The sequence below is a fragment of the Ensifer sp. ENS02 genome (assembly GCF_014851885.1).
In the GTDB taxonomy this organism is placed as follows: Bacteria; Pseudomonadota; Alphaproteobacteria; order Rhizobiales; family Rhizobiaceae; genus Ensifer; species Ensifer adhaerens.
In genome coordinates, this window is record NZ_JACVAO010000002.1 from 357,436 (window position 1) to 382,805 (window position 25,370).

The 25,370-nt window shown below is 61.4% G+C and carries 25 protein-coding genes and 1 tRNA gene; 14 read left to right on the plus strand and 12 right to left on the minus strand.

Features of this window, described 5'->3' with window-relative positions; genetic code table 11:
* The first annotated feature begins 29 nt into the window (after window positions 1–29).
* Window positions 30–917: an alpha/beta hydrolase gene (locus IB262_RS06295; protein WP_112975745.1), complete on the plus strand. Its 888-nt coding sequence runs from the start codon at window positions 30–32 to the stop codon at window positions 915–917.
* Window positions 918–1,067: 150 nt separating this feature from the next.
* Here the strand turns inward: IB262_RS06295 and IB262_RS06300 are convergent, their stop codons facing one another.
* The 4 genes from IB262_RS06300 to IB262_RS06315 form a co-directional block, all read right to left on the minus strand.
* Window positions 1,068–2,117 (minus strand): porin, encoded by a 1,050-nt coding sequence (locus IB262_RS06300; protein ID WP_112975746.1) that lies wholly within the window; start codon window positions 2,115–2,117, stop codon window positions 1,068–1,070.
* A gap of 654 nt (window positions 2,118–2,771) precedes the next feature.
* A tRNA-Ser gene (locus tag IB262_RS06305) sits at window positions 2,772–2,861 on the minus strand.
* Between the two features lie 74 nt (window positions 2,862–2,935).
* On the minus strand, window positions 2,936–4,327 hold the full coding sequence (locus IB262_RS06310) for an SEL1-like repeat protein (protein WP_192493481.1): 1,392 nt from the start codon (window positions 4,325–4,327) through the stop codon (window positions 2,936–2,938).
* A complete protein-coding gene (locus IB262_RS06315; RefSeq protein WP_162728753.1) occupies window positions 4,284–5,216 on the minus strand; it encodes a caspase family protein in 933 nt (310 codons plus the stop codon). Before IB262_RS06315 ends, IB262_RS06310 begins: the two co-directional genes overlap by 44 nt.
* A 294-nt stretch (window positions 5,217–5,510) precedes the next feature.
* Between IB262_RS06315 and IB262_RS06320 the strand changes: the two genes are divergently transcribed.
* The 3 genes from IB262_RS06320 (at window position 5,511) to IB262_RS06330 (ending at window position 7,682) form a co-directional block, all read left to right on the plus strand.
* Window positions 5,511–5,867, plus strand: coding sequence for a hypothetical protein (locus IB262_RS06320; protein ID WP_060585995.1), 357 nt, complete (start codon window positions 5,511–5,513; stop codon window positions 5,865–5,867).
* Window positions 5,868–6,068: 201 nt separating this feature from the next.
* Window positions 6,069–6,446 carry a PilZ domain-containing protein gene (locus IB262_RS06325; protein WP_034804171.1) on the plus strand — a complete coding sequence of 126 codons (378 nt, stop codon included), beginning with the start codon at window positions 6,069–6,071 and terminating at the stop codon, window positions 6,444–6,446.
* Window positions 6,447–6,566: 120 nt separating this feature from the next.
* Complete coding sequence (locus IB262_RS06330) at window positions 6,567–7,682, plus strand: pyridoxal phosphate-dependent aminotransferase (protein ID WP_112975749.1); 1,116 nt, start codon at window positions 6,567–6,569, stop codon at window positions 7,680–7,682.
* Window positions 7,683–7,733: 51 nt separating this feature from the next.
* Here IB262_RS06330 and IB262_RS06335 read toward each other — a convergent pair whose 3' ends face one another.
* Entirely contained in the window at window positions 7,734–8,000 is a 267-nt protein-coding gene (locus IB262_RS06335) for a sel1 repeat family protein (protein WP_034804178.1), read from the minus strand.
* Window positions 8,001–8,594: 594 nt separating this feature from the next.
* Here IB262_RS06335 and IB262_RS06340 point away from each other — a divergent pair.
* From IB262_RS06340 to IB262_RS06360, 5 genes are all read left to right on the plus strand, one after another.
* On the plus strand, window positions 8,595–8,936 hold the full coding sequence (locus IB262_RS06340) for a DUF2147 domain-containing protein (RefSeq protein ID WP_034804181.1): 342 nt from the start codon (window positions 8,595–8,597) through the stop codon (window positions 8,934–8,936).
* A gap of 314 nt (window positions 8,937–9,250) precedes the next feature.
* On the plus strand, window positions 9,251–9,424 hold the full coding sequence (locus IB262_RS06345) for a hypothetical protein (protein ID WP_034804185.1): 174 nt from the start codon (window positions 9,251–9,253) through the stop codon (window positions 9,422–9,424).
* Window positions 9,425–9,496: 72 nt separating this feature from the next.
* Complete coding sequence (locus IB262_RS06350; RefSeq protein WP_162728748.1) at window positions 9,497–9,673, plus strand: hypothetical protein; 177 nt, start codon at window positions 9,497–9,499, stop codon at window positions 9,671–9,673.
* 145 nt (window positions 9,674–9,818) lie between these two features.
* Window positions 9,819–10,139, plus strand: coding sequence for a YnfA family protein (locus IB262_RS06355; protein ID WP_034804329.1), 321 nt, complete (start codon window positions 9,819–9,821; stop codon window positions 10,137–10,139).
* Between the two features lie 83 nt (window positions 10,140–10,222).
* Window positions 10,223–11,725, plus strand: a complete 1,503-nt coding sequence (locus IB262_RS06360; RefSeq protein WP_034804189.1) for an AMP nucleosidase — start codon at window positions 10,223–10,225, stop codon at window positions 11,723–11,725.
* Between the two features lie 42 nt (window positions 11,726–11,767).
* On the opposite strand, the gene IB262_RS06365 is transcribed toward IB262_RS06360, so the two are convergent.
* Complete coding sequence (locus IB262_RS06365) at window positions 11,768–12,721, minus strand: lysylphosphatidylglycerol synthase domain-containing protein (RefSeq protein WP_112975750.1); 954 nt, start codon at window positions 12,719–12,721, stop codon at window positions 11,768–11,770.
* A 130-nt stretch (window positions 12,722–12,851) separates the two neighbouring features.
* On the opposite strand from IB262_RS06365, the gene IB262_RS06370 reads away from it, so the two are divergent.
* Window positions 12,852–13,829: a glycosyltransferase family 2 protein gene (locus IB262_RS06370; protein WP_112975751.1), complete on the plus strand. Its 978-nt coding sequence runs from the start codon at window positions 12,852–12,854 to the stop codon at window positions 13,827–13,829.
* Window positions 13,822–15,351, plus strand: a complete 1,530-nt coding sequence (locus IB262_RS06375) for a glycosyltransferase family 39 protein (RefSeq protein WP_112975752.1) — start codon at window positions 13,822–13,824, stop codon at window positions 15,349–15,351. The genes IB262_RS06370 and IB262_RS06375 overlap by 8 nt, the downstream gene beginning before the upstream one ends.
* Here the strand turns inward: IB262_RS06375 and IB262_RS06380 are convergent.
* Together IB262_RS06380 and IB262_RS06385 are read right to left on the minus strand one after the other, a co-directional pair.
* Entirely contained in the window at window positions 15,288–16,211 is a 924-nt protein-coding gene (locus IB262_RS06380) for a diacylglycerol kinase family protein (RefSeq protein WP_060522090.1), read from the minus strand. The genes IB262_RS06375 and IB262_RS06380 overlap by 64 nt on opposite strands.
* 167 nt (window positions 16,212–16,378) lie before the next feature.
* A complete protein-coding gene (locus IB262_RS06385; RefSeq protein WP_060522089.1) occupies window positions 16,379–16,852 on the minus strand; it encodes an Lrp/AsnC family transcriptional regulator in 474 nt (157 codons plus the stop codon).
* Window positions 16,853–17,003: 151 nt separating this feature from the next.
* Between IB262_RS06385 and IB262_RS06390 the strand changes: the two genes are divergently transcribed.
* Window positions 17,004–17,912, plus strand: coding sequence for a DMT family transporter (locus IB262_RS06390; protein ID WP_112975753.1), 909 nt, complete (start codon window positions 17,004–17,006; stop codon window positions 17,910–17,912).
* A gap of 76 nt (window positions 17,913–17,988) precedes the next feature.
* Here the strand turns inward: IB262_RS06390 and IB262_RS06395 are convergent, their stop codons facing one another.
* The 3 genes from IB262_RS06395 to IB262_RS06405 all read right to left on the minus strand — a co-directional run bounded on the left by IB262_RS06395 (window position 17,989) and on the right by IB262_RS06405 (window position 20,791).
* On the minus strand, window positions 17,989–18,876 hold the full coding sequence (locus IB262_RS06395) for a proline/glycine betaine ABC transporter permease (RefSeq protein WP_060522087.1): 888 nt from the start codon (window positions 18,874–18,876) through the stop codon (window positions 17,989–17,991).
* 112 nt (window positions 18,877–18,988) lie between these two features.
* Window positions 18,989–19,987, minus strand: a complete 999-nt coding sequence (locus IB262_RS06400) for an ABC transporter substrate-binding protein (RefSeq protein ID WP_112975765.1) — start codon at window positions 19,985–19,987, stop codon at window positions 18,989–18,991.
* 231 nt (window positions 19,988–20,218) lie between these two features.
* Window positions 20,219–20,791 (minus strand): ABATE domain-containing protein, encoded by a 573-nt coding sequence (locus IB262_RS06405; protein WP_112975754.1) that lies wholly within the window; start codon window positions 20,789–20,791, stop codon window positions 20,219–20,221.
* A 91-nt stretch (window positions 20,792–20,882) separates the two neighbouring features.
* Between IB262_RS06405 and IB262_RS06410 the strand changes: the two genes are divergently transcribed.
* Window positions 20,883–21,788, plus strand: coding sequence for an alpha/beta hydrolase (locus IB262_RS06410; RefSeq protein ID WP_112975755.1), 906 nt, complete (start codon window positions 20,883–20,885; stop codon window positions 21,786–21,788).
* Window positions 21,789–21,871: 83 nt separating this feature from the next.
* Here the strand turns inward: IB262_RS06410 and IB262_RS06415 are convergent, their stop codons facing one another.
* Window positions 21,872–23,533 carry an electron transfer flavoprotein-ubiquinone oxidoreductase gene (locus IB262_RS06415; protein WP_192356864.1) on the minus strand — a complete coding sequence of 554 codons (1,662 nt, stop codon included), beginning with the start codon at window positions 23,531–23,533 and terminating at the stop codon, window positions 21,872–21,874.
* 455 nt (window positions 23,534–23,988) lie between these two features.
* On the opposite strand from IB262_RS06415, the gene IB262_RS06420 reads away from it, so the two are divergent.
* A complete protein-coding gene (locus IB262_RS06420; RefSeq protein WP_112975626.1) occupies window positions 23,989–25,287 on the plus strand; it encodes an Hsp70 family protein in 1,299 nt (432 codons plus the stop codon).
* The last annotated feature ends 83 nt before the right edge of the window (window positions 25,288–25,370 follow it).

A 25,370-nucleotide genomic window follows, 5' to 3' on the forward strand; every position in this document is an offset into this window, starting at 1 on the left:
TAGATTTTAGCTGTCCGAGAGGGAGCAGCATGGGCCAAGGCGTATTCCACGAGCATAACTTCCGTAGTTCCGATGGGCTGCTGCTCTACGCAAGAAGCTACGGCCCTCCCCCTTCGCCATCCGCGGCAACACCGATCATTTGCCTGCCAGGCCTCACCCGCAACAGCCGGGACTTTCACGAACTCGCAAGCTTTCTTTCGACGTCACGGGGCATTCCCGTCATCGCACTGGATTATCGGGGGCGCGGCAACTCGGAACGCGACGCCGATAAGAGCCACTACACGGTGCCCGTCGAAACGACCGATGTGATAACGGCCTGTGCTCACTTTGCGGTCGAAAAAGCAATCTTTATCGGCACATCGCGAGGTGGCCTGATCCTCCACAACCTCGTCGATCGCGCCCCTTCGTTGATTGCAGCCGCAGTGCTCAACGATATCGGGCCTGTGATCGAAATTGAAGGTCTGCTTGCGATCCGGGATTACCTCAACTCCAGCGCCGCTCCGCCAAGCTGGGCGAAGGCACCCGGCTACCTGAGGACACTGCAAGGCGGCGACTTTCCAGTCTTAAGCGACGGCGACTGGTCGGACATGGCCAAAGCGATTTTTCGCGACGAGGACGGCATCCCGGTTCCCGATTTCGATCCAGCAATCGCGCAGTCCCTGCGCGGATTGACACGCGAAACACCATTGCCCGATCTGTGGACACCCTTTGACGCCATGGGCCAAGTCTCCCTGATGGTCGTTAGGGGCGAGCATTCACGGCTTCTTTCAGAGACGACAGTGCGCGAAATGCGCCGGCGACACCATGCGACAACCGCCTTCATCGCGCTTGGCCAGGGCCATGCGCCGCTACTTCATCTGGACGGTCCGCGCGACGCCATCACCGCATTTCTAAACGACCTCCCGCGCTCGCGCTGACCCAAGAAGCCGCGCCGACGCGGTCTCTACCCCCTGATCTCCTCAAGCACGATACTGCAAGTGCGGGACCAAATTTCACGGTGCCATACCAAAACGAAAAAACCCGGCTCGAAAGCCGGGTTTCTCTGTTCTGACCGAAGTCAGACGATATTAGAAGTCGCGCTGCAGGCGGACGAAGCCGAATACCTGGTCGTCGCCGTTGTCTTCGTCTTCGTACTGAACCGAGACGCGGGTCGCGAGACCTTCGGTGATCTTGTAGTCGAGCGTGACGCCAGCGCGCCATGCGTCATCGTTACCGAAGCTGGTGAGCGAATCCTGCAGGCTACCGAAGTACTGAACGCCGGGGGTGATGGCGAGCTTGTCGGTGGCGTTGAAGCGGTAGGAGGCCGCAACGGTCCACTCAGACTTATCCCAGTAAGCGTTCGGGTCGGAAGCCCAGATACCAGCGACCTGGAAGACGCCCGGGCCGAGGTCAGCCGAGAGCAGAGCGCGGATTGCGCCTTCTTCGAATTCAGTGTCGTAGCCGCCGAGCAGGTCGAAGGATACGCCGCCGAGCGAAGCCGACACGATACCGGAAACGCCAACGCCGTTCGACTTGGTCGAGGCGCCTTCAAGTTCGTCAACCGAGATACCGGCCTGGAACGAACCGCCGTCATAGAGGTAGGCGATCGAGTTGAATTCGGTGAAGTTGCCGAGCGAGTCGGTTTCGCCGTTCAGGCCCTTATCCCACCAGTTGTAGAAGAAGCCGACCTTGAGGCCACCGAGCTGGATGTAGGCTTCGTCGACATCGATGAAGCTGTCGCCAGCGTCGGTGTCGTTGTCAGCGTTGAATTCAGCAGCGAAGAAGCCGGTGAGCGTGCCATACTCGGTGTCGCTCTTGGCATCGAACGAGATGTAAGCGCGCGAGAAGGCATCCCAGTCCGACGTGGAGCGGTCTTCACCCGTGACCGGGTTGTAGCCCTGACGGTAACGGCTGTCAGCAGCATCTTCACCAAACGAAGTTTGGAAGCGGATGAAGCCGCCAATCTTGAGGCAGGTTTCGGTGCCCGGGATGTAGAAGTAGCCAGTGCCGAAAGCGTCGCAAACGCGAACGTATTCCATGGGCTCCGGCTCTGCTGCGACGATTGCGTCGGCTGCCTGAGCGCCGGAAACTGCTGCGAGAGCTGCAGCGGAGCCGAGAAGAAGGCTCTTGATGTTCATTTCTGACCTCCAGTCAAAAGTTTCAAACGGGTCTGGGTATTTTGCTGAAGGACAGCTTTCCCTGCCCCATCCCCAACGTTCAAGAAGTCGGACGATCAACCGCCCTTGCTTCCGGAGTTGAAAATACAAGACCGGATCACCGGCGCAACGTCCAACTAGCGAGTTCACGTCCTTTGCATCGCCCTTCGCCGAGGCCTGTTGCTGAAACGACACAAAATCGCCGCAGACCCCCGCAGAAAATTAACAAAGCATTAAGAAAACCCTTTAGCGACGGGGGGTTAGCATAAGGAAGGTGGGGGTCGCCTGTTTCAGAAAGAGGCAGAAACCCGACCAAAACAGGGGAAAAGCTGAACGCGAACCCCGTTTCAGATGTCCAGTGAATGCCTAAAACAGCATTCGCTCCAAGAAAGCGCTTGGTGGAGAAAGGATGGCGGCCTGAGGAATCAGCAGAATCACCGCAGAGATTCGGCAAACGCCCCGGCCAGGTGATTCTGGACGATGCAAAGATCAGCACCGCGCAGCACCAAGAATGCACGGGCGCCCCTGGCGACGACTGCCGCCACGGCCAACGAACCACAACAAATGAAATTCAGTCGCGAGATAGCCGAAACCAAATGCTCGCTCGAAGGGCGGGGCGCGGGCTATTTGGGATAATGGCGGAGAGGAAGGGATTCGAACCCTCGATACCGTTTCCGGTATACTCCCTTAGCAGGGGAGCGCCTTCGACCACTCGGCCACCTCTCCGTTAGCGCCTGACTAGTGTCACTCAGCGGCCAATGCAAGATTTTTTTGTCGGTTTCCGGGAAATCCTCGCATTTTCATGTGGGCCGCGATCGGCAACGCCCGTCGTGCCGCGTCGTGTTCGCCCTCATCTCCGCAGGCAAGACCAGCGTACACAGCGATGTGATTCCACATCGGCGCATCGCCTGTTGGGTCGCCGCGCCGAACTCGCCGTCGACCGGACCACCATAATACCCGCGGTCCTTCAGCAGGTTCTGCATTTCCTTGCGGAATGCGGGCGTGAAATTGTTGGGCTGGCTCTTCAGTTCATCGAGTTTCGCCGGATCGCCGCCCTCGACGCTGGCTGCAGCCCAGCGAACCGCCTCCTTCGCGTCCGCCTTGGTGCCGAGGCCGTAATCATAGAGGCGACTGAGGTTGCCCATCGCATAGGCGCTGCCGGCGTTGGCCGCCATCTCATACCAGGTGCGCGCCTGCACATAGTCCTGCGCGACACCATTGCCGATATCGTAGAACCAGGCGAGCAGCGCCATGGAATAGGAATCACCCACGTTGGCCGCCTTCTCGCACCAGATCTTGGCTTCCGGGTAGCTCTGCTCAGTCCCCAGCACGTTCTGATAGGCCCAACCGAGCGACGACATGGCGTTGGCGTCGCCGCTTTCGGCTGCCTCCTTATACCAGGCGAGCGATTGTTGGAGGTCTTTCGGCAGGCCAAGACCTTCGCGATAGAACCAGCCCATCGTCGCCATGGCATTGGCATAGCCCTGATTGGCCGCCAGTTCATACCACCGGGCGGCTTCCGCATAGTCCTGCGCGATGCCGTCATAGCCCTCGCGATAGAGCCAGCCGAGCGAGGCCTGCCCATAGGCATTGCCGGCGCGGGCCGCCTGGTCGAACATGCGCTTGCCCTCGTCGACGTCCACCGGCCCATCGGTCCCATAGACCGAGAACCACGCGAGATTGGTCAACGCATACATGTTGCCGCCGTCGGCCGCCTTCCGGTAGTTGCGCCGCGCCTCGACATAGTTCCGCCCGGCGTCCTGCGCGCGCCCCAACATGTTGACGAGCATCATATCGTCAGGGTTTTCGTTGACGGCCTGGGCACAGGCGGCGAGCGCCCTTTCGGCGTCGAGCTTCAGGAAATTGACCCCGAGGAAACCGGGCATCGACTGCGGGTCGCCGGCAAGCAGATAGCAATCGCGCGAAGCCTGGGTGTCCTTGCCGGTCGGCGAGACGTTGAGGCCCTTCTGTGGCTCGTGGGCCGCAATTTGCTGCTCGGCCTCCGCCTTGTGCTTGCTGTCAGGGTAGCGCTCGATGAAGCGCGTCAGCGCCGCCGCATAGGTCGACTGCTTCAAGGCGTCCCAGGCAATCTCGTCCGGCGTCACGCTCGATGTCTGCTCGGCTTCGCTCAAGAGCTTCAGCTTCTTTCTATAGACCGGGTCCGAACCATGCTTGGCCAGGAAGGCGGTCAACAGGTCCTTGTCCGCGAGATCGCGGATGTTCTGCCAGTCGGCAGCCGCCTCGGATGTTGGGCGACAACTGTCCGCCATTATTGGTGACGGTGATGTTCACCTCTTTGATGTTGAGAAAGATCTGGGCGCCGCCGAGCGAGCCGTAGACGAAAGGCTCCTGGCCGCGATTGGTCACCGACACCACCTCGTTGCGAACCTTTCCAAGCGCGATGCGGAAATCGACGCCCGGTTCCGTCAGATACTTGGCGAGTGCCGTGGCGAAGGGGCTGCTCTTGCCCTCCCCGTCGAGCGCGACCGTGCCGGCCTTCGAGGCGAAGGCGACGAGCAGATCGGCCGATTCGGGCTCGACGCGCGCCAGTCCGCGCGAAACGGCCCTGGTCGAGATCGAACGCGTCATGCTCTGCTCGAAAGGATTGTTGCGACGGGCGTCGAGAATCACCAGCTTGAGCTTGGTCGCGCCTTCGAGCGAACGCTGAACTCGATCGAGGCCGATCGCCTCGTCCTCGATATCCTTATCAGTCTTCAGTTGCGCGTCGACGGGAAGCAGGAAGTTCTCGCCATTCATCTCCATGCCATGGCCTGAGTAATAGACGATCGCAACTTCGGCACCGGTCGCGAGATCCTCGAAGTCGCGCAGCGCCTTGACCATGTCCTGGCGACCGACGTCGTGCACCGTCGTCACCGAGTCGAACCCGGCATCCTCAAACGAAGCCTTCATCAGTTCGACGTCGTTGGCGGGGTTGTTGAGCGGCGACGTCGCTTCATATTTCTCATTGCCGATCAGCAGCGCGACGCGTTTTGCCGCCCATGCCCCTGATGGCATCGACACAAGCAGCGCCACACAGACGATCGAAAGCGGCAGCCACCGCCGCGCAAGCCCCAAGGCCATGTTATTCCCTCCAGCACCCATCATCGTCTTCCGCCTTGCCCAGCGTGAACGACAGACGATGCCTCGCCCGATTACCCCTCGGGGGCGGCCATCGGCGCCCCGGTCATGTCTAATGAAAGTATTACGTATGAGGTTGGGGCTTTCAATGTGCGCGCATGCCAAATTTAGCGACGACGCCTGCCGATGGCACAAGGTCTAAGCAAGGCGGCGTGCTTAGCTCAATCACGGGGGGCGCGGCGAGTCCGCCAAGAACACCACAGATCCGCCCAGGGCTGCGCTGATACGGAGCTTGCCATGTCGATGAAAATGCATGTCGCCGAGGGAAAGCCAGGCCAGCTCGCCACGACCCACCAGCATTATTTCATCGAGCGGCCGTGCAGGATCCTCGTCATTGGCCAGCACCTGAAAGCGAAGACAAAGTATCGGTGCCTGCTGCGCCATATCTCTATTGCCGGCGCGATGCTCGACTTCAATGCGACGATCCCGCTGCCGAAGCACTTCTTCCTCGAGATCGAGGGCTTCAAGGAAGAAATCGGTTGCTCTGAGGTTTACCGTGAGAGCGCGGAACTCGGGGTGCGTTTCAACATGCTGCTTTCGGCAGATTTCCTGAGACGCCTGATCCGCATGCAGTTTTCCAGCGGCGGACTTTGATCTCCTCAAATCAAGCGAGCCCCGACATTAGATTTTTAGTGATCGATTTCAGGGGATTGCAAGTTTCTTCTGCAAGACTGATTCTAGCATCGGTGGAAATCGTCCACCGATATGATGTGGGACAAATGAATTGTCCGGGGTCCACGAATGCGGTCAAAGGTTGATCGTGCCGTGCGACCCGGCACTGGCGGAGAAAGACGCATGCAGAACCAGACCATGTATTCCTGCGTCCCCTCGCCATTTTACGAGCGGCGCTACGAGCGTTTCAACATCGGCCATGCGGGCACGCTGACCGCCGTGCAGCCGGGGCTCGGAAGCGTCTCGGTCCGGTCCTGCCGGATGATCGACATATCGCGCGGCGGCGCGAGCTTTGCCGTCGACACCAATATCGGTCTGCCGCAACATTATTATCTGCACATCGTCGGCACTTCGCTTCGGATCGGCTGCGCAGAGGTCTATCGCAACGGCGAGCGCATCGGCGTCCAGTTCATCAAGCCGATCGAGCAGACCTTGCTGCGCGAAATCATCCGGCAGGAGTTCTTCACCGGGCAAGTCAAAAACGCAAAGCCGCGGCGATAGGCCAGCCACAAAACGAAAGGCGGCGGATTCCCGCAGCTTTTCTTTCGGGAACGATTCCGAATTGCCAAAGCATGCGATAAGTTCCCCCGTACGTCATCCGAACGGGGCCTTATCTTCAGCATGTCCGCATTCTCTCGCTTCACGCCGCTCATCCAATCCCTACCATCCACCATCCCCTTTGTCGGGCCGGAGGCGATCGAACGCCAGCGCGGCCGCGCGATCGCGGCGCGCATCGGCGCCAATGAAAGCGGCTTCGGTCCGGCGGAGAGCGTGCTTTCAGCGATGAGAGAGGCATCTAGCGGAACCTGGAAATATGCTGACCCGGAAAATCACGATCTGAAACAGGCGCTTGCAGCCCATCTCGGAACCAGCCCGGCCAATCTCGCGATCGGCGAAGGCATCGACGGCTTGCTCGGCCAGATCGTCCGCATGGTGATCGAGCCGGGCATGCCGGTCGTCACCTCGCTCGGGGCTTACCCCACCTTCAATTACCACGTCGTCGGCCATGGCGGCCGGCTCGTCACAGTGCCCTATGCGGGGGACCGGGAAGACCTCGATGGGTTACTGGCAGCCGTGAAGCAGGAAAATGCGCCGCTCATCTATTTCGCCAATCCCGACAATCCGATGGGAAGCTGGTGGTCGGCCGAACACATTGTCGAGTTCGCGAGGGGCCTGCCCGAAACCACGCTGTTCATTCTGGATGAAGCCTATTGTGAAACCGCGCCGGCCGAAGCGCTACCACCGATCGACGCCCTGATCGACATGCCGAACGTGGTGCGCACGCGCACGTTCTCGAAGGCCTACGGGCTTGCGGGTTCGCGTGTCGGCTATGTGGTCACCACGCCGGGCACGGCCCAGGCTTTCGACAAGATCCGCAACCATTTCGGCATGAATCGGATCGGCGTCGCCGCGGCAATCGCAGCGCTTGCGGACGAGGTGTATCTGAAGGAAGTGACGGCCAAGATTGCGGCGTCGCGGCAGCGCATTGCTGCTATCGCCACGCAAAATGGCCTTGCCCCGCTCGTCTCAGCCACCAACTTCGTGGCCGTCGATTGTGGCCGCGACGCGGTCTATGCCCGCGCGATCGTCGATACCTTGATGAGCGACCACGGCATCTTCATAAGAATGCCGGGGGTGGCGCCGCTCAATCGCTGCATCCGGATCAGCACCGGACCGGAGACGGAGATGGCCCTGCTCGAAGCAGCCATGCCCGCGGTCCTGAAGAAACTCGCCTGACCCCTTTTCTCAAGGCCCAGCTTGCGGCGCCATCGGGCGCCGCCCGTCCGATCAGTGAACCGTCATCCATTCGCGAGCGGCGCGCAGCGCCGCTGCGAGGTCCGGCTTGCTCATCGTCATCGCCAGATCGGCGCGCAGATCGACGGCGCGGTCGCAACCCTTGATCGCCGCGATGTTCAGCCACTTGTGGGCGGCGACGAGATCGACCGGGCGACCGTGGCCGGTCGCATAGGCCAGACCCATGTCGCAAAAGACTTCCGCCTGGTTGTCACCACCCATCGCGGCATCCGAAGCAATCTGCATATCAAAGCGTGCCATTGTCGTGTCCCTGTCTTGCCTGGTTGGTTTTTCCGAAGCGGCCCGCCCGTTTGGGGCGGACCATGCTCCAGATCAGCACTTGTTTTGGTCCCTGTTCGACCTTGCCTCTTTGCGGGCCTTTCCGAAGCGCGCCGTCTTTTTGCGGTGTCGTCCTCGGTGGTTTTTCGGAGCGTTTCGTTCCGCTCGTCTTATGGCTTCACTATGCCTGACGGGCTTCAATGGGCGCTTAAAATGCATGCTTAATTTGCGACAAACAAAGTTCAAACGCTTGGTAAACTTGAGTTTTTGTTAAACATCGGAAGGCCTGAAATCCCGCGCATTCGCCTCAAAATTTACGAAAAATTCAATCGACGATTTCAACCAAACGCTAACCACGAAAAGATCGGCGCCAGCAAAGTCCGCGCAATTCCTTGCGCAAGAAGCGCTCAAAACCGCCCAGGAAAAAGCGGCAAAGGCCGCGATTCGGCTGGTTTACCTTTACGTGCGCGTAAGCTATCTTGCCCGCGGCGGTGAGGAGACTGCCTTTTCATACGAGGACATCTTGAGCTGCCGGCGGAGCGGACCACGCCGGCAGCCTCAATCTGGAGGACACGAATGCTACGTACATTGCTCATCACCGCGACGCTGGCTCTTGGCATTGCCGGAACCGCCGCGGCGGCGGAACCGATTTTAGGCAACTGGAAGACGGCGAGCGGCGCCACGGCGGAAATCGCCCCCTGCGGCGGCGCCTTTTGCATCACGCTGAAAACCGGCAAGCATGCCGGCAAGCGCATCGGCAATCTTTCGGGCACCGATGGCAGCTACTCGGGCGAGATTACCGATCCGGACACCGACAAGACCTACAGCGGCTCGGGCGCTGTCAACGGCAATTCGCTGAAGATGAAGGGCTGCGTGCTGAAGGTGCTGTGCAAGTCGCAGACATGGACCCGTCTCTAACAGAGCCGGCGCGGCAGAAATCGCCGCTACGATTACGACGATGAAAGGGCAGCCGATGGCTGCCTTTTTTTATGGGCGCGAAGGATCTGCCGAGCGGCCTTTCGCCGGCGCCCTCAACCGGCCTTTTGAAATGGCCCGAGCATACGCCTTCCGTTTCGACGGACAGTGCCACCGGGGTCGGCCGGCTCTCGGCTCCGTGGGCGTACAACCGAAGATGAACGCCAGATGAACGGACATCTCAGCATCAATTCAGTTTGGGTATGCGAAAACACACTCAATCGATTTGAACCTGCCTCCAAACAACGGACAGAACCATGGATATCCTCGCTCGGCGCCTCACCATCATCAGCCTTCTGATGGTCGTTTTCGCTGTCACTCTTGCAGCTGCAGTCAGCGCTGACACCGAACGTCGCCGCAGCAACACCTATCTCGGTTCGCTGACCGATTGCACCGCCCACACGGCACAGTACTGCCAGGCCAAGCTCTAACGCAGCCAGGTAGGCTAAGTTCCAGAGCCTCAACTGAAACCGATCACTTCGTGGTCTGATGGAGAGACGAACATGCTGGCAGCACTTTCGACTTCGGCCTTTCTGTCGCTGCGCGTCCTGGCGCTTGCCAGCCTGCTGATGGCGCCGGTCGGGGCGCTCGCCTATTCCAAGGCCAGCGGCACGGGCGTCGGCAAGCAGGGCGCGGGCCTTGTCCTCTTCGTCACCCTGCAGCGCCAGGCCATGACCTGACGGATCGTTGCGGATCGGAACTACGAGCTGAAAGGGGCGCACATTGCGCCCTTTTGTTTTAACCGGCTTGCGCATCGGCGAGCCGCTTTCCTATCCTTGGTTTTCCAGAGGATTCGTCTCAGCCAAGGCCACCAGACCCGAACCGATGCCCGCCTATCTCATCTATGCCCTCGCCGCCCTTGCAGAAATTGCCGGCTGCTTTGCCTTCTGGGCCTGGCTGAAGCTCGACAAGTCTGCGCTCTGGCTTGTTCCCGGAATCGTCTCGCTGGCGCTCTTTGCCTGGCTGCTGACCTTGATCGACAGCCCCGCGGCCGGCCGCGCCTATGCGGCCTATGGCGGCGTCTATATCGCCGCATCGCTCATCTGGCTCTGGCTGGCGGAAGGCGTCAGACCGGACCGCTGGGATCTTGCAGGCATGACGGTTGCACTGATCGGCAGTGCGATCATCCTCGCCGGCCCGCGTTGAGCAACGGGCCCCAAATCGCCCCGCGGTTGTGCGTGCTGTCATCTTGTCGTTTGCTTGTCAGAAGCCGCAGCCTATAATGCGACATGAACAAGCGAATCTCTTCACACTCCGTCCTTTCCACAGCAACGCCCGAGCCTTTCGAGCCGCAGTATTTCGATGATCCTGCGGCCGCAGTCGATTGCCTCGAGGCGCTTTACGAGCGCAATACCCGGTTCCTCTGCGAGGCGTTCGAGGGGCTGGGCAAGGGCGGCAAGCCGTTGACCCGTTATCGCGCCTGCTACCCGCAGGTCAGCATCGAGACGAGCAGCTTCGGCCATGTCGATTCCCGTCTTTCCTATGGCTATGTCAGCGCGCCCGGCGTCTATACGACGACGATCACGCGGCCAAAACTCTTCCGGCACTATCTGAAGGAACAGCTCGGGTTGTTGACGCGCAACCACGGTCTCGGCATCACGGTCTCGGAATCGGCCACCCCGATCCCCTTGCATTTCGCCTTCGGCGAAAGCGCCTATGTCGAGGCATCGGCCGCCAATGCCATCGACATCCCCTTGCGCGACCTGTTCGACGCGCCTGATCTGACGACCACGGACGATGAGATCGCCAACGGTTCCTACGAGCCAGGTCCGGGCGAACCGTCGCCGCTCGCGCCGTTCACGGCGCAGCGCATCGACTATTCGCTGGCGCGCCTCAGCCACTACACGGCGACGAGCGCCAATCATTTCCAGAACTTCGTGCTCTTCACCAACTACCAGTTCTATATAGACGAATTCTGCGCTTGGGCCCGCCAGCAGATGGCGGAAGGCGGCAACGGCTACACGGCCTTCGTCGAGCCCGGAAACATCATTACGCCCGCCGGGGCCGACAAGCCGGAGACGGACTTTACCCTTCCGCGGTTGCCGCAGATGCCGGCCTATCACCTGAAGAAGAAGGGCCACGGCGGCATCACCATGGTCAACATCGGTGTCGGCCCGTCCAACGCCAAGACGATCACCGACCATATCGCCGTGTTGCGCCCGCACGTCTGGCTGATGCTCGGCCACTGCGCCGGCTTGCGCAACAGCCAGCGGCTCGGCGACTACGTGCTTGCCCATGCCTATATGCGCGAGGATCACGTGCTCGACGACGACCTGCCGGTCTGGATCCCGCTGCCGGCGCTCGCCGAAGTGCAGGTGGCGCTGCAGGATGCCGTAGCCGAAGTGACCGGTTATCGGGACTACGATCTCAAGCAGATCATGCGCACCGGGACCGTCGCCACCATCGACAACCGCAACTGGGAGCTTCGCGACCAGCGCGGCCCGGTCAAGCGCCTGTCGCAGGCGCGCGCCATCGCGCTCGACATGGAATCGGCAACGATCGCCGCCAACGGCTTCCGTTTCCGCGTGCCCTATGGAACGCTGTTGTGCGTCTCCGACAAGCCGCTGCATGGCGAACTGAAGCTGCCGGGCATGGCAACGGCCTTCTACAAGACGCAGGTCAGCCAGCATCTGAAGATCGGCATCCTGGCGCTGCAGAAGCTCGCGGCGATGCCGCCGGAAAAGCTGCATTCGCGCAAGCTCAGAAGCTTCTACGAGACCTCGTTCCAGTAGAGGTCAAAACGTCGCTAGGACATTGCCCCGCGGCACGGCGCTCTAGCGACGTTTCCCCAAAACCATCGACAACAGCGTGCCCGCGACTGCGGACACGATGATCAGGAGATGCGCGTTGACGCCGGCCGTCGCCAGCAGTTCGAGGCCCGCCCGGCCGGCGGGGGCGCCGAAGGAAACGGCACCGGCCGCAATCGCTGCCGGATAGGTGCCGACGCCAGCCGGCGCATGCATCGGCAGCACCGAAGAAAGCTCGCCTCCGAGCGCGCCGCCAAAACAGGCCGCAAGCGGCGCAACTCCCATGAACGCCAGCACCCAGGCGAGCACGATTACCTTGACGGCCCAGTTGAGGATGGTCATGCCCCAGGCGCGCAGGAACGCAGCCACGGTGCCCGGCAGGCCCGCCTCCAATTCCTCGACGACCGGCTCGAACTTTGCCGGCAGGAGCCTGCGCGCCAGCGCGATTGCGTGGTCCTTCAAGAGAAAGAAGAGAAGCGGCGAGACAAGCGCCGCAAACCAGACGAGCCAGAGCCCGAGCGACCCTCTGCCGAAGACCAATCCGACGACGGCCACGACGAGGAGCGCATGCAGGTCGAGCAGGCGCATGACCAGAAGAGCGGCCGTCCCCCTGGCGAGCGGGACAGAAAACTCCGAACGCATCAGGAGAGGAAAGCTGGTCTCGCCGGCCCGAAACGGCAGCATGATGTTCAGGAGATTGTGGACCTGGGTGACCCGAAAGAGCGGCAGGAAACGCCCCGACGTTTCGCTCGGGAAGTAATCGTAGATGCGATAGCAGCGAATGAAGTAGGTCGCGATGAGCAGCAAGAGGGCCGCAGATGCGGCACCAACGCCGATTTCGGACCACTGGCGCAAGAGCGCCGACCAGCCCCAGAACCACTCAACGAAGGCCGCGTAGGCCGCAATGGCGCCCGCCGACAGCAATGTCATCCGGTTGCGGACGAGCCAGGATCGCCGGTCAGGCTCGCAATCCGATGTCATCAGGCCTCGATTTCCCGTGTTGAAGGGCAAGATTGAACGTTGGTTATCACCGATAACTGTGCAAGAAAACGATTATGTAAGCAGTCCAATTCTTGCGGCAGCGTGAGCGCCGTATGTATGAGCGGTTCCCATGCATCCCATAGAGCTATCCGTCGTCATTCCCGTATTCAACGAAGAAGACAGCATTCAGCCGCTGATTACGCGGGTCCGCGATGCGCTGGCGAATTTTCCGTCCCCTTGGGAACTGATCCTCGTCGACGACGGCAGCACCGATCGAACGCTTGTGAATGCAAGAAAGGCCCTTTCCGATCCCGGCATCGACCTCAAGATCGTTGAACTGCAAAAGAACTTCGGACAGACGGCCGCGATGCAGGCGGGCATCGATGCCGCCACCGGCCGCCTGATCGCCACGCTTGACGGCGACCTGCAGAACGACCCGGCCGATATTCCCGATATGGTCACAGCGATCGAGGAGCGTCAGCTCGACCTGCTCGTCGGCTGGCGAAAGAACCGACAGGATGGCCTGCTCCTTCGAAAAATCCCGTCCTGGTGCGCCAATCGCCTGATCGGCAAGATCACCGGCGTCCGGCTTCATGACTATGGCTGCAGCCTGAAGGTCTATCGCGCGTCCGTCATCAAGCAGGTGAAGCTGATGGGCGAAATGCATCGCTTCATCCCCGCCTGGGTCGCAGGCGTCGTGCCGAGCAGCCGCATCGGCGAAATGCCGGTCACCCACCACGCACGGCAGCATGGCCAATCCAAGTACGGGATCTCCAGAACCTTCCGGGTGATTCTCGATCTTTTGTCGGTGCTGTTCTTCATGCGCTACAAGGCGCGCCCGGGACACTTCTTCGGTTCGATCGGCCTTGCGACGGGGGCGCTCAGCGCCCTGATCCTGCTCTATCTCGGCTTCGACAAGTTCGTGCTCGGCAACGATATCGGAACCCGCCCGATGCTGATCGTCGGCGTGATGTTGTTCCTGTCGTCGGTTCAGCTCATCACCACGGGCATTCTCGCGGAAATGATGGCGCGCACCTATTTCAGCGACGACGGCACGACGAACTATATCGTCCGGCAGGTCTTCGTGCGGGACCAGACAGATGCTTGAGGCCGTCAACCGCCGGCCAAACCTGATCCTTGCGCTGATTGCGGGCTACTTCCTGCTTTGCATCGCACTGAGGCTTTCCGCTTCGACTTCGCTCGAGATCGACGAATCCGAGCAGGCCTATGTCTCGCAGTTCCTGATGCTCGGCTACGGTTCGCAACCGCCTTTCTACAATTGGCTGCAATACGGGCTGACCTCGCTGTTCGGCCCGTCAGTGGCGACGATGACCGTACTCAAGAACGGCCTATTGTTCCTCTGTTGTCTCTTCTTCGGCCTTGCATCCCGCGAGGTTCTCGGCGACCGGCGCCTTGCAGCCATCACGACAATGGGCGTCCTCGCTCTGCCGCCGATCTTCCTGCTTGCCCAGCGCGACCTCTCGCACACGGTCGCCGCGCTATTTGCCGTTTCGCTCTTCCTGTACGCATTCCTGCGGACGATGAGCCGACCGACCTTCTTTGCCTACGCTCTTACAGGCGTCGCCGTCGGGATCGGCGTCATTTCAAAGTACAACTTCGTGATCGTTCCGGTCGCGGCGATCGTCGCGATCCTGCCCGAACCGAAACTTCGCGCCCGGCTCTTCGACTGGCGCATCCTTGTCGCACTCGCCGTCTGCGCGCTGATCGCCCTGCCGCACGGCACCTGGGTCCTGCAAAATATCGGCGCCGCGTCGAGCAATACCTTCAAGGAAATGGGAACGGGGCAGGAAGCCGGTTTCGTGTCGAAGGCGTTGAAGGCGATCGTCGCGCTCTTTGCCTCGACGCTTCGCGGCTCAGCGATCATCTTCGTCGTCTTCGCCCTCGTGTTTCGCAAGGACCTGCCGGCGATCTGGCGCGCCGACAGCCTCTGGGCTCGGGTCGTCGGGCGCATGCTGGTCCTCTGTCTCGGCGCCGTTCTCGTCATCATGCTGGTCACCGGCGCCACCCATATGCGGGAAAAGTGGCTGGTTCTCTTCCTCGTCCTGCTGCCGCTCTATCTGGCCCTCAAGGTCGAGGCGTCCGGCGTTGACACCACACGTAGCGTCCGGCCCGTCGCCCTCTTTATCGGCTTCGTCATCGTGACCACGCTGGTCGTGGTGTCTACCCGCGCAGTCGTGCGGCCTTGGTTCGGCAAGGTTTCGAGACTGAGCATCCCCTACAGCAGCCTCGTCGACACCATCGTTCAGCAGCAGGGACGCGAACCGGCGATGGTTCTGGCCACCAACAAGCAGGTGGCCGGCAATCTGCGAACGCGCCTGCACGGGGCCAAGGTCTACGTGCCCGGCAACAACAGCAGCCCGGCGATCGGTCAGCTGGCCGGGCCGCTTCTCGTTGTCTGGACCAACGACGGCAAGGCCGATGCAGCGCCACCGGCGCCACTCGTCGATGTCCTCAAATCCTTCGGCGTGCCGGAAACGCACTTGCAGCCGCAGCAACTCGCCCTGCCCTATCTCCACGGCACGCTCGAGGATCGCTACAGTTTCGGCTACTTCTGGATCGACGATCCGTCGCGATCCGCGCCGACGAGCAGCTTGAGTTCGCCAGGGTGAATGCGCAGCGCGACGTCGCGGCCCATGGGCAGAAGTTCGCCGTCGATGACGCAGTTGATCTTTCGTTCGACCTTCGGAAAATGCAGATCGAGGGCATGACCGCTCATGGCGGTAATCAGCGGACTGTCGCGAAACTTGCCGCGCATTACATCGAGCGCGAGCTTGGCGACACCTGGCGGGCTCAGCGGCGGCGCCGTGTAAAAGCCGAGATGGCCGGCGGTCACGTCGTCCGCATACATCAGCGTGTCGCGGCCGAACGGATTGTTGGAAACCGAGACTGCCGAGACATGACGGCTCTCCTTGTGACCATCGACATCGAACTCGATCTCGAAATCCGGAGGATTGAGAATCACTCCGACTGCGGCGCGGGTGCTGGCGGCGATCTTTCCCGCTCTTGAGCGAAAGCTGTAGGATTCGCGGTAGCGCACCATGCGCGCATGCAGCCCCATGGAGAATTGATGCACGAACGCACGGCCATCGGCGCTGCCGATGTCACCGTCGATGATCACGCCATTCGCCAGCACTTCCGGCACTTTCCAGATATCGAGCGGCAGCTTCAGCGTGCGAGCAAAAAGATTCATCGTTCCGGCGGGAACGACGCCGAGCGGCATGCGGTTCTTCCAGGCGACGCCGGCGGCGGCCGAAATCGTGCCGTCACCTCCGCCGGCAAGAATGGCGTCGAGGTCGTCGCGACGGCAGGTCCGCTCCAACGCCTCTTGCATCTCGTTTCCGGAAACCGCTGCAATCTCGATCTGGTGGCCTGCGGCCTGGAAGACGTCTTCGACCTTCTGGCCATAGGCGGCCATGTCTGTCGTGCGGAACGTGCCGCCGTCGCGATTGAAGATGGCCTTGATTTTCATGAACGGGTCATCGGCTCCACTGCCGCGGCAATGCGGCTCACCGCGATCAAATAAGCGCGATTGCGGCCAATTCCAGAACCTTACCGAAACTTAACGGGAGCGCCGGTCGTTCGTCCGCTCCATCACGACCAGCACAACAGAAGCCGAGTGTCACAGCAATGCAGCGATCAGCGCGGTTCGGGCAACTTCAGCGGCCCGCCTGTCTTGATCGAGCGGATCGCGAAATTGGACCGGATGTCGGTGACGCCGGGCAAGGCCAACAGCGTCTCGGTCAAGAGTTTCTCATAGGCAGGCAGATCCTCGACGACGACCTCGGCGAGGAAATCGGCATTGCCGGAGATCAGGAAGCAGGAGACCACCTCGGGGATGGCGAGCAGCGCCTCCTGCTGCTGCTGTGCGTTCTCGCGGCTATGGCGCCCAACCTTGATTTCGACGAAGACCGTCAGCCCGAGACCGGCTTCCTTACGATCGATGTCGGCCCTGTAGCCGCGCAGGATGCCGGATTTTTCCAGGTTGCGGATGCGCCGCAGGCAGGGCGACGGCGAAAGATTGACCTTTTCGGCAATCTCGACGTTCGTTGCGCGCGCGTCCTCCTGAAGGATTCTAAGGATGGCGAGGTCGAATTTATCGAGGCTTGGCATTTTTATGAACTTCAGTTGTTGTTATTGGCACATTGTTGCTGACGATAGTCTATTTCGGGCACAAATCGCAAGGACATGCCCCGCTATCAGGGCGTAATCTCCTTCCAGACCCAAAAGCCTCTCAGGTATCCAATTCGGGAAGGAAATTCAAATGGTTGCGCTCGCTCTCGATCGCGGCAATACGACGCCTGTCGCCGCCGGCTATGCCGGCGCCTTCGTAACCGTCCTCATCTGGGCGGGCTGGATACTGGCGACCCGCCACTCGGCCGGCACCGCGCTTGGCACGATCGACCTCGGGCTGATCCGCTACGGCGTGCCGGCGATCCTTCTTGCCCCGGTCTGGCTGAAGACCGGACTTCTGCCGCGCAAGCTGCCGCTGCTGTTGCTCGTCCTGATGGTCGCCGGTTCGGGCGCCCTGTTCTTCCAGGTCTCCGCCTTTGCGATCCACTCCGTTCCAGCTTCCTCGGTCGGCGTTCTCCTCGGTGGCTCGATGCCGCTTGCCACCGCGCTCATCGGCATCACGGTCTTCGGCGAGCGGCCGGACCGGATGCGCGGGCTCGGCTTTGCCGCAATCCTTGCCGGCGTCGCCATCCTCCTGACGCGAAGCCTCGGAAGTGCGGCCTCGACCGGCTGGAGCGGCTATGCGCTGCTGCCGACTGCGGCGACCCTCTGGGCGATCTATACCCATGCCTTCCGCCGCTCCGGCCTCAGCCCGCTGCAGGGAAGCGCCCTGATCGCCATCTGGTCGTTCCTGATCCATCTCGGACTTGCCGCCTGCTTTGGAACCACCCTTGCCAGCGTTCCGATCCAGGAGATCGCCTTGCAGGTCACCAGCCAGGGCATCCTGTCCGGCCTCGTCGCCATGGTAGCCTACGGCTTTGCCGTGAAGAGCCTTGGCGGTACCCAGGCGGCCGCCTTCACGGCGCTGACACCGGTTCTCGCGATGATCGGCGGCGCCGTCCTGCTCGGCGAGCAGATCGGCCCCTTCGAGATCCTCGCCGCGGTCGTCACCGCTACCGGCGTCGCGCTTTCGACCGGCGTTCTTTCGTCCAGGCCCTGAACGCAAAGCTCGTTAGAATGCGAAGGCCCCGGAGGTGTTCGCTCCGGGGCCTTTTTTTTCTGTCTCGACGACAAGCTCAACCGTGAATGATTTCACGGTGTTTTTGCAGCCGGTGACCGTAGGCCTGGCTGACGCGATCGAAGATGATGGCAATGCCGACGATCGCAAGGCCGTTGAAGATGCCGAGCGTGAAGTACTGGTTGGCAATCGCCTTCAGCACCGGCTGGCCGAGGCCCTGAACACCGATCATCGAGGCGATGACCACCATGGCGAGCGCCATCATGATCGTCTGGTTGATGCCGGCCATGATCGTCGGCAAGGCGAGCGGCATCTGAACGTTCTTGAGCTTCTGCCACGCCGACGAACCGAAGGCATCGGCCGCCTCCAGCACGTCCTTGTCGACGAGGCGAATGCCAAGGTTCGTCAGGCGAATCATCGGCGGGATGGCGTAGATGACGACGGCAATCAGCCCCGGCACTTTGCCGATCCCAAGCAGCATCACGACCGGGATCAAGTAGACGAAGCTCGGCATGGTCTGCATCACGTCGAGGATCGGATTGACGATGTTCTGAAACCGATCCGAACGGGACATGACGATGCCGATCGGAATGCCGATGGCGATCGACAGCACGGTGCAGACGAAGATCATCGAGACCGTCTTCATCGTGTCGTCCCACATGTCGAAGTAGCCGATCAGAAGCAGCGTGCCGATGCAGCCGGCGACGATCTTCCAGTTGCGGCTTGCCACCCAGGCGATGAAAGCGATCAAGATCAGGATGATTGGCCAGGGCGTCTTCGTCATGAAGCGCTCCGACTGGATGAGAAAGAATTGCAAGGGCTCGAAGAAGCCTTCGATCGCGTCGCCATAGGCGCGCGTGAAGCCGCGAAATCCCTCGTCGATCGCCTTTTTCAAGGCTCTCAGGCTCTCGTCATCCATGTGTGGAAACTGGGTTAACCAGTCCATTCCATTTCCCCTTCAGATTTCGCCGGCCGCGATTGTTGTTTTGCCTTTGCCGGACCTCGAACGAAGAGGCGGCGCACATGACTGCGCCGCCCGCTGGTTATGACCATCGCGATCAGAGCGCGGCCTTCACCTTTTCGGCGACCTCGGGCGAAACCCACGGGGTCCAGATATCGGGGTTTTCCTGCAGGAAGTGCTTGGCGCCCTCCTCCCCGCTCGCCTGATTGTCGGTCATCCAGGCCATCAGCTTGTTGACCGTGTCGTTGGTCCAGGCGCGCTTGTTGAGGTAATCCATAGCCGGGCCGGCGCGATCGGCGAAGGCCTTGGTCACCAGCGTCTGGACCTTGTCCTTCGGCCAGTCGTTCTTCTTCGGATCCGGGCAATCGGCAACCGTGTTGCAGCGCTTCCATTCGGCCGGATCGGCGGCCACACCATGCTCGAGCTTCACCATCTCGTACTTGCCGAGAAGGGCCGTCGGCGCCCAGTAGTAGCCGACCCAGCCCTGCTTGCGCTCATAGGCCTTGGCGATCGAGCCATCGAGGCCGGCGGCCGAACCGGTATCGACCAGCGTGAAGCCAGCCGTTTCGCCGCCATAGGCTTTATAAAGCTGCGTCGTCACGACCGTGCCGCCCCAGCCCTGCGGGCCGTTGAAGACGGCGCCCTTGCTTGCGTCTTCCGGATCCGGGAACAGTTCCTTGTGCTTCAAGGCGTCATCGATCGTCTTGATGTCGGGATTGGCATCGACGATGTATTTCGGCACCCACCAGCCCTGGACGGCGCCATCGGAGAGCGCCACGGCGGCGCCGACGAGCTTGCCCTCCTCGAGGCCGCGATTGACGACATCCGGAAGCAGGTCGACCCAGCCTTCGGGTGCGACATCCGGCTGGCCCTTTTCGATCATCGAGGTGATCGTCGGCACGGTGTCTCCGACCACCAATTCGGCATTGCAGCCGTAGCCTTCCGTCAGGATGATCTTGTCGACACTCGCCAGCACCTCGGCGCTCTGCCAGTTCATGTTGGCGATCGTCACGTCGCCGCATTCGGCGGCCGAAGCTGCGGCGGCGAGGCCAAAGAGGCCCGCGGCCAGGCAAGTCGTTGCAAGAAGCTTCTTCATTTCCGTTCCCTTGTTTTGGCGGTGCATCCCGTCGCACTGCCGATCTCACCGCGGGGATCGACAGCGTCACAGGGCTCGGTCCAACTCAAGACAACAGGGACCGAACGGCCTGCAGATCCGTCGGCTTCAAGCCGATGACATCATGAAAGCTAACGGGCTTTTCCGGCAAGGACTTTCCCATTTGCGTCAACGGGTGCCTTTCCTAATATTTGCGCATCGTTGAAGTGGTCGTCAGGACGTTTTGCTGCGCTGGTAATAGCGCGACACGCGCACCCGGTTTCCGCAGCGCGCCGCCGAGCACCAGCGCCGCCGGGCATTGCTGCCGACGAACAGCATCACACAATCCTGCGCCTCGCATTTGCGGATCAGCCTGGCGTCGCCGCCGGCAAGCAACGCCGCAGCGTCCTCGGCGAGGAAACCGGCTAGCTGGAGCATGGGCTTCGCCGTTCTTTCGCTGACGAGCCGCGGCGGATCGGTCCAATCGAGACGGCGGACGACCGGTGCTGCCTCCATTGCCGCGTTAAGGCCCTCGATATCCGCGGCCGGAACAGGTTGCCTGTCCATCACATGTGCGATGGCCGACGCCACATGCGAGCGGACGGCAAGGACTGGCGCGAGATCGTCGGCGTCGGCCGCACCGATGCTGGCAAACGCGACATCCGACATGCGAGGCCCCTCCAACGCCAGCCAATGCGCGAGCCCGCCATCGGCCGCGAAGAGATCGACACGGCCGCTCGCGGTCAAAGGGCGAGTGTTGACGAGATCGAGAGCAAGGGGCTCTCCGACGAAAGGAACCAGATCCATGCGGCCCTCACATAATGCATGATTTCGATATTGACACATTAGGTTTTCAGGCGCAATTCTAATGTCTAAATAATTAAAATAGGAGTGTTAAATGGGCAGGCATAGCATTCCATCGATCCGGCACCGGTTCATCGAGGCCGGAGGCGTCCGGGTCTTCTACCGCGAGAGCGTGCCGACCGGAGCGCCGGCCGATTTCCCGACAATCCTGCTTCTGCACGGCTTCCCCTCGTCTTCCCACCAGTACCGGCGGCTAATGGACGCGCTTGGCAGCGACTACCGTCTGATCGCGCCTGACTATCCGGGCTTCGGGCATAGCGACGCGCCGACCTCGACGAACGAAGGCGGCAGTTTCGTCTACAGTTTCGACAAGCTGGCGGATGTCATGGAAGCGTTCGTGGATGCGCTCGCGCTGAAACGCTTCGTCCTCTACGCCTTCGATTTCGGCGCGCCCGTCGGGTTTCGTCTTGCAAGCAGAAAGCCCGAGCGCATTCCCGGGCTGATCGTCCAGAACGGCAATGCCTATCTGGAGGGGCTTTCCGACATTGCCCGCGACTTCATTGCGCTCAAATCCGAGGACGAAGGCGCTGAAGAGCAGGTGCGGCAGCTACTGACCTTGGAGATGACCCGTGCGCAATATGTTGGCGGGACGAAGGATCCGGACCTGGTCGCACCTGACGGCTGGACCATGGATCAGCACTTCCTCGATCGCCCGGACCGCCGCCAGCCGCAGATCGATCTTGCCTTCGACTACAAGAGCAACCTTGCCCGCTATGGCGAATGGCAAGAGTGGCTGCGCCGCGAACGGCCGCCGACCCTGATCACCTGGGGCCGTAACGATCCCTTCTTCACAGAGAAGGGCGCCCGCGCCTTCCTCACCGACCTTCCTGAGGCCGAGTTCCACCTGTTCGATACCGGCCACTTCGCGTTGGAAGAAAACCTGCCGGAGATCGCACCGCTGATTGCCGATTTCGTTGATCGCATCTGGGCGAAGGCATGAAACGACAAAGGCGCCGTGGCCAATGGCCGCCGGCGCCCTTGTAATCCTTTACGGGTCGAGATTCTGAGACCCGACTTCGAACATTACATATTCGGATAGACCGGGCCTTCGCCGCCTTGGGGCGGCACCCAGTTGATGTTCTGGTTCGGATCCTTGATGTCGCAGGTCTTGCAGTGCACGCAGTTCTGGGCGTTGATGACGAAGACGTCCTTCCCGTCCTTCTCCACCCATTCGTAGACCCCGGCCGGACAGTAGCGCGTCGACGGACCGGCATAGACGTCGTGCTCGGAGCGCTTCTGCAGCTCCATGTCCTTCACCTGGAGATGAACCGGCTGGTCTTCCTCATGGTTGGTGTTCGACAGGAACACCGACGACAGCCGGTCGAAGGTCAGGACCCCGTCCGGCTTTGGATAGTCGATCTTCTGGTGCTGCGCTGCGGGCTCAAGGCTCTGCGCGTCGGTCTTTCCGTGCTTCAGCGTGCCGAAGAAGGAGAAGCCGAACAGCTGGTTGGTCCACATGTCGAGACCGCCGAGCCCAACGCCGATCGCCGTGCCGAACTTCGACCACAGCGGTTTGACGTTTCTCACCCGCTTCAGGTCCTGGCCGATGGCGCTGTCGCGCCAGCCGCGTTCGATCTCGATCGGCTCGTCATTGGCGCGGCCGGAGGCGATCGCTGCTGCCAGCTTCTCGGCCGCGAGAATGCCTGAAAGCACCGCATTGTGGCTGCCCTTGATGCGCGGCACGTTGACGAGACCGGCCGAACAGCCGATCAGCGCGCCACCGGGGAAGGACAACTTCGGTACCGACTGGTAACCGCCCTCGGTGATCGCACGTGCGCCATAGGAAAGCCGCTTGCCGCCCTCGAACGTGCCGCGGATCGCCGGATGCGTCTTGAAGCGCTGGAACTCCTCGAAGGGGAAGAGATAGGGGTTCTTGTAATTCAGGTGCACGACGAAGCCGACGGCGACCATGTTGTCTTCGAGGTGATAGAGGAAGGAACCGCCACCGGTCTTCATGCCGAGCGGCCAGCCGAAGGAGTGCTGCACCAGACCCGGGCGATGGTTCTCGGGCTTGACCTGCCAGAGCTCCTTCAGACCAATGCCGAACTTCTGGACGTCGCTGTCCCTGGAGAGATCGAACTTGGCGATCAGCTGCTTGGCGAGCGAACCGCGCACGCCCTCGCCGATCAGCGTGTATTTGCCGAGCAGCGCCATGCCGCGGGCAAAGTTCGGGCCCGGTTCGCCGTTCCGCTCGATGCCCATGTCGCCGGTGGCAACCCCGATGACCGCACCCTCGTCGTTGTAGAGCACTTCGGTGGCGGCAAAGCCCGGATAGATCTCGACGCCGAGTTCCTCCGCCTTTGTCGCCAGCCAGCGACAGACGTTGCCGAGCGATACGATGTAGTTGCCGTGATTGTTCATCAGCGGCGGCATCAGGAAGTTCGGCAGGCGGATCGAGCCGGCGGGCCCTAAGAACAGGAAATGATCGTCCGTCACCTCGGTCTTGAACGGATGGTCGGCGTCGGCGCGCCAGTCCGGTAGCAACCGGTCGATGCCGATGGGATCGACGACGGCGCCCGACAGGATATGCGCACCGACTTCGGCGCCCTTTTCGAGCACGACGACCGAAAGCTCCGGATTGACCTGCTTCAGCCGGATCGCCGCGGCAAGACCCGCCGGTCCCGCACCCACGATCACAACGTCGAACTCCATGCTCTCGCGTTCGGGCAGGTCTTGTTCGGTCATACCGTCTCTCCAGTCTCACCGGTCTTCTGCCGGCTCCGTTCCCAGGGCATATCATTCCGTCATGGCAAATGCAGTTTGGCTTGTCGAGCCGGGATGCGACAGACGATGCCCGCTTTTGCGCATGAGGTCATGAGTATAGGCAAATATCTATATGACGTGTACGTAAACGTAAATATATCAATTTGTCGCGCAGCGAAGCTATGACCCATGCGGCCTTGCTTTTGCCGAAGAGCCGTGCGACGAGGCCGCCGCACCCTTCCAGCGGTACGCGCTGGCACACCCCATTCGCAATCGGCACGCGGCAAGGCGCCTCTCGGCGTCCGGACGGCGTGTCTTTCGGCTTTGAAGCCGGCCGCCCATCGATCCCCGAAAGCGGCCCACGGAATTCATGTTGCGTCGCGCGCCACCGGCCCCACTCCGGGCGGCGAAGCGACGCCAGATGCAAGGAGACACTCATGGTCAAGGCACTCGGCTTTGATTTCGGCACCACCAATTCCGTTCTGGCGGTTGCCGCGGGCGACACGACCCATTCGATGCGCTTCGACAGCCTCGCCGGCTCGACCGATGCCATGCGCACTGCCCTCTCCTTCATGAAGGATGCCAAGCTTGGCGCCCAGGCGCTGAAGGTCGAGGCGGGCCAGGCCGCCATCCGCGCCTTCATCGACAATCCCGGTGACTGTCGTTTCCTGCAGTCGATCAAGACCTTTGCCGCAAGCCCCCTCTTCCAGGGCACGCAGGTCTTTGCCAAGCGCCACAGCTTCGAAGACCTGATGCGCGTGTTCCTGACCAAGCTGCGCGACTATGCCGGTGACGGCTGGGCGGACCAGTACAGCCGCATCGTCGTCGGCCGTCCGGTGCACTTTGCCGGCTCCAGCCCCGACCCCGCGCTGGCGCTCGAGCGCTATGGCGCAGCCCTCTCCGAATTCGGCTTTCCGGAGGTGCATTACGTCTACGAACCTGTGGCAGCGGCCTTCTACTTCGCCCAGAACCTGAAGCAGGACGCAACTGTGCTCGTCGCCGACTTCGGCGGCGGCACCACCGACTATTCGCTGATCCGCTTCGAGACCAAGGCCGGGCGCCTGACGGCAACCCCGATCGGCCATTCGGGCGTGGGCATCGCCGGCGATCACTTCGACTTCCGCATCATCGACAACGTCGTCTCGCCGCTGATCGGAAAGGGGAGTCTGTTCAAGAGCTTCGACAAGCTGCTTGAAGTGCCGTCGAACTACTATGCGAATTTCGGCCGCTGGAATCAGCTTTCGATCTTCAAGACCTTGAAAGACTTCGCGGATCTGAAGCAGCTGGTGCGCCAGAGCCTTGAGCCGGAAAAGCTCGAAGCCTTCGTTGACCTCATCGAACACGACGAGGGCTACCCGCTCTACAACGCGATCTCGGCGACGAAGATGCGGCTGTCGCAGGAAGACGAGACCGAGTTCTATTTCGCGCCGCTCGGCGAAATGTCGCGCCGCACCGTTCGCCGCAGCGATTTCGAAGGCTGGATCGCGCCGGAGCTCGCCCGCATCGAGGGCGCGCTGGATGATGTGCTGCAGTCGACGGCAACGGCACCCGAGACGATCGACAAGGTGTTCTTGACCGGCGGGACCTCCTTCGTTCCGGCCGTACGCGGCATCTTCGAGCGGCGTTTCGATGCCGACCGGATCGAGAGCGGCGGCGAACTGCTGTCGATCGCCCATGGCCTGGCGCTGATCGGCGAGCACGAGGACATCGCCCACTGGACCGCGAACGCGGCCTGAGCCGACGCGCGAACCCGATGTGCATGACCTTGGATAGGAGGGCCGAGCGCCGGAAAAGCGGTTCCGGTCCGGCCGCTTATGGG